The sequence below is a fragment of the Scrofimicrobium canadense genome (assembly GCF_009696615.1).
Classification (GTDB): domain Bacteria; phylum Actinomycetota; class Actinomycetes; order Actinomycetales; family Actinomycetaceae; genus Scrofimicrobium; species Scrofimicrobium canadense.
Map to the genome: position 1 here is coordinate 1 of NZ_VULO01000052.1, position 1,038 is coordinate 1,038.

General features: G+C 58.3%; 1 protein-coding gene. It reads left to right on the forward strand.

The features are described 5' to 3' along the window. Positions 1 to 869, forward strand: an 869-nt coding sequence (locus FYJ24_RS12505; RefSeq protein WP_154546742.1) for an RNA-guided endonuclease InsQ/TnpB family protein, incomplete at its 5' end; no start/stop codon positions are given. Positions 870 to 1,038: the final 169 nt, after the last annotated feature.

Here is a 1,038-nt window from a genome sequence, read left to right on the forward strand (position 1 = left end):
TCTTCAACCCAACGCTCAAGGCGCGCTACCCACGTTTCAAGCGCAAGGATTGCCGGCAGTCGATCCGGCTGACCAAGGCCGCGTTCCGCTATCGGGATGGTGAGATCACTATCGCAAAAGCGAAGACGCCGTTACCCATCCGATGGAGCCGGTCACTACCCTCTGCACCCTCTACCATCACGATTTCACGCGATCGTGCTGGACGCTACTTCATCAGTTGCCTGTGTGATTTCGTGCCAAAAGCGCTTCCGGTCACGCGCAAAACGGTCGGCATTGACCTCGGCTTGAGCGATTTGTTCATTACCAGTGACGGCGCAAAATCGGGCAATCCGCGTCATCTGAAACGCTACGAGGCGAAGCTGGCCTGCTTGCAGCGCCGGTTGGCGAAAAAACAGGCAGGTTCAAACAACCGCAACAAACACCGTTGGAAAGTGGCACGGCTACATGCCAAGATCGCCGACTGTCGCCGTGACGCTACCCACAAAGCGACCCGCGCACTCATTAACGAAAACCAAGTCCTGTGCGTCGAGTCACTTAATATCATTGGTATGATCAAGAATATACGGCTTTCTAAATCCATTAGCGATGCCGGGTGGGGTGAGTTCGTCCGGCAACTGGAATACCAGGCCGCCTGGGCGGGGCGCCAACTGGTGAAGGTGAGCCAGTGGTTCCCCAGCAGCAAGCGGTGTCATGGCTGTGGCTACAAGGTTGAGAAGCTGCCGCTGTCGCAACGTCACTGGCACTGCGAAAGCTGCGGCTATCCCATTGACCGCGACATCAACGCGGCCAGGAATATACAAACCGCCGGGCTGGCGGGGTTAGCCTGTGGAGCGACCGGAGCGGAGGGCAGCGGCCTGGCTGCTATCTAGTGAAGGCGTGTGGAAGCAGGAAGGTTCTGGGGGTGATCTCAGAACCCTCGCCCAAAGCGCGAAGCGCGGCGGGCGGGGAGTGTCAGGCAGCGTCGAGTACTCGCATTTCGACATGCAGCCCCGCTGCGACCACCATGTTCACCAGCGTATCGAGACTAAACAGGTGGAT